This is a genomic window from Chrysiogenia bacterium, from assembly GCA_020434085.1.
In the GTDB taxonomy this organism is placed as follows: Bacteria; JAGRBM01; JAGRBM01; order JAGRBM01; family JAGRBM01; genus JAGRBM01.
The window spans coordinates 1-2,580 of the sequence record JAGRBM010000529.1 but is presented as its reverse complement, the minus strand read 5'-3'; the positions used below and the strand labels follow the sequence as shown (position 1 = coordinate 2,580).

Here is a 2,580-nt window from a genome sequence, read left to right as displayed (position 1 = left end):
TCGCCCGCCTGATAGAGCACCAGGCCCATGCCGTATTCATTCTGCGTGCCGGTGGTGAAGCACCCCTTGGGGCGGCGAACGAATTTCTTCTGATCTTCCGAAAACTGCTCGGGCATGGCCGTGCCTCCTGATGAGGCCGCTTTTGTTAGGTGGTTTTGCGCGCGCTGGCAAGGCGCGGGCTGCGCCGTCTGGGTGAGCGACGGTTACCCCGGCGCCCGGAGGGCGAGGCATGCCTCGCCCCTACGAGTGGACGGGCACGTCGGATTCATATGCCGAGGTATATTCAGCTATGCACAACCAATTTGAGCTGTTGGGCCTGGAAATGCCGAGGCTGAATCACGTGTAGGGGCGAGGCATGCCTCGCCCTTCCCGCCCGGATGCCGCCGCCATTTCGCGCGTGATTAGATCCGGTGCAGGTTCTTGGTTTCCCACTCGTGGGAGCGCTTGAAGTGGTGGTGGCGCGATTCCAGGGCGCGGAAGGTCTTGTCGTGGCGCAGGCCCGCTTCCTTGCTCTGGGTTTTTGCCAGATATGCGTGGCAGAGTTCGTGATAGAGGATCATCTCCATCTCAAAGCGCGGGACGATCTTTTTATCGAGTCTGGGGTGCACGCGGATGACGTGCAGCTCAGGGTCGTAGGATGCCAGCCGCACGGTGCGGCCCTTTCGCCGGGTACGCCTTCCCCACCCGATGCGCGGCGCTTCGAGCTCGGGGAAATACTCGGCCAGCACGGCTTCGAGCAGCTCGGCCAGGTCATGGTGCTCGCCCTGGGCGCGCATGGCGCCGGCCACCTGCCGCCGGCGCTGTGAAGGCTCGATGCGATGGCGATTCTCGGCGATGTAGCGATCGATGAGACGGCCCGCGCGGGTGTTGCCATTGAGATACTGCACGAAAGCCGCGTAGATCTCTTCGGGCACGTCCTCGAACATGTGATGGGCGCGCAGGATGAGGGTTCCCTCGCGAATGCGCGCGCTGATCATGGTCGAGGAATTGTTCGTGAACTCGATGCGCGTCGGGCGAGAGAGATCGCGCGTGAGCGCCGCGCTGCTCACGGCGACGCGCCGGATCTTCGGGCGCGGGACAAAACCCAGATTCAGTTGCAAGTTACTCTGCATGGGGACCGTACTTCACCGGATGCTGCTCTGGCGGCAGGAAGGAGTAGTCGTTGCACACGTGGAGGCTCAGCGGCTCTTCGTGCCACTCGATGCGGTTGATGGCGCAGGGCTCCTGGCGGTAGCGGCGAAAGTGCTCGGGCCCCTCGCCCAGCAACTCGGCCAGACCGGCCGAAATCGCCAGGTTGTGGGAGACCACCAGCACGCGGCGCCCGTGGGCTCTCTCGCGCACCGATCGCAGGCCCGCCGCCATCCGGGAGGCCACTTCGCGAATGGTCTCGCCGCCCGGGATGCGCAGGTCCACCGGCTCGCTCATCCACCGGGTGATGATCTCGGGATGCTCGGCGAGCAGCTCTTTCCAGGTGAGCCCTTCGAGCTTGCCCTGGTTCATTTCCTGGATTTCGGGGATGACTTCGATTTCTTCGCGCGAAAGGCCCGAGAGAATCTCGGCCGTTTCGAGGGCGCGCTGCAGGGGGCTGGCAAAGACGGCGTCGAAGCCCTCGTCGCCAAGGTGCGCGCGAAGCGAGGCGGCCTGGGCGCGCCCGCGCTCACAGAGCGGGACGTCGCTCACCCCCTGGAATCTCTGCTCGAGATTCCAGTCGGTCTCACCATGACGAACCAGCAGGAGTTGCACCTGTCGCTGCCTCGCACGCCGGCGCCCACGCGCCGGGTGAAAAACCTCTCCTACCCCAGTCCTGATTCTATTGCTGCTCCGACCAGTCGGCAAGCTTTGGACGCGCAAGTTTCAGCAATGCGGGATTAAAGAGCAGATCGGCCAGCAGGGCGCTGGCAATGGCCGCACAACTGATGATGCCGAAATCGGCAACCGGCCGAAGGTCCGAGAGAAGCAGGATGCCAAAGCCCGCGGCCAGCACGAAGGACGTGTACAGGAAGGCCCGGCCGCGGAAATGCAGCGTCCAGCGAATGGCCTCGGGACCGGTGTCCCCTGCCAGCGCGCGCGAGCGGAAGGCGCTGAAGAAATGCAGCGTGTCGTCGACGGCAAGGCCGATCGCGATGCTCGGCATCATCACCGTGGCCAGGTCGAGTTCGATCTTGAGAATTCCCATGAGCCCGAGCGTCGTCACGATCGGAATGATGTTGGGCAACATGGCCAGTGTTCCCACCACCGCGCTGCGCAGGAAGACGATGAAACAGATCCAGAGCAGGACAATCGCCAAAGCCAGCGAGGCCACCTGGCTGTCACGAACCTTGTCGATCATGTTCGCGAGCAGCTTCACGATGCCGGTCACCTTGTATTCAAAACGCGGATCGAGCTTCTGACCCGCGTAGGAGTCCACCTTCTTGATGAGCCAGGCCAGGTCGGCGCTGCTCATCGCCTCGATTCGGCTGGTAAAGCGCGCCTGGCTCCAGTCGCGGTCGATGAACTGGTTGATCGGCGGGAACTGGTTGCGCGCCAGGTCGATGAGGCGTGTCTCCCCCGAGAAGGTCGAATGGTCGTAGGGAAGTTTGC

The 2,580-nt window shown here is 63.5% G+C and carries 3 protein-coding genes; all 3 read right to left on the bottom strand.

The annotated features are described in order from the left end of the window. Nucleotides 1-401: 401 nt before the first annotated feature. Nucleotides 402-1,112: a hypothetical protein gene (locus tag KDH09_17740; GenBank protein ID MCB0221545.1), complete on the bottom strand. Its 711-nt coding sequence runs from the start codon at nucleotides 1,110-1,112 to the stop codon at nucleotides 402-404. Further along, nucleotides 1,102-1,743: a histidine phosphatase family protein gene (locus KDH09_17735; protein ID MCB0221544.1), complete on the bottom strand. Its 642-nt coding sequence runs from the start codon at nucleotides 1,741-1,743 to the stop codon at nucleotides 1,102-1,104. The genes KDH09_17740 and KDH09_17735 overlap by 11 nt, the downstream gene beginning before the upstream one ends. 67 nt (nucleotides 1,744-1,810) lie before the next feature. Further along, nucleotides 1,811-2,580 (bottom strand): MMPL family transporter (locus tag KDH09_17730; protein MCB0221543.1); only part of this gene is annotated, 770 nt, incomplete at its 5' end.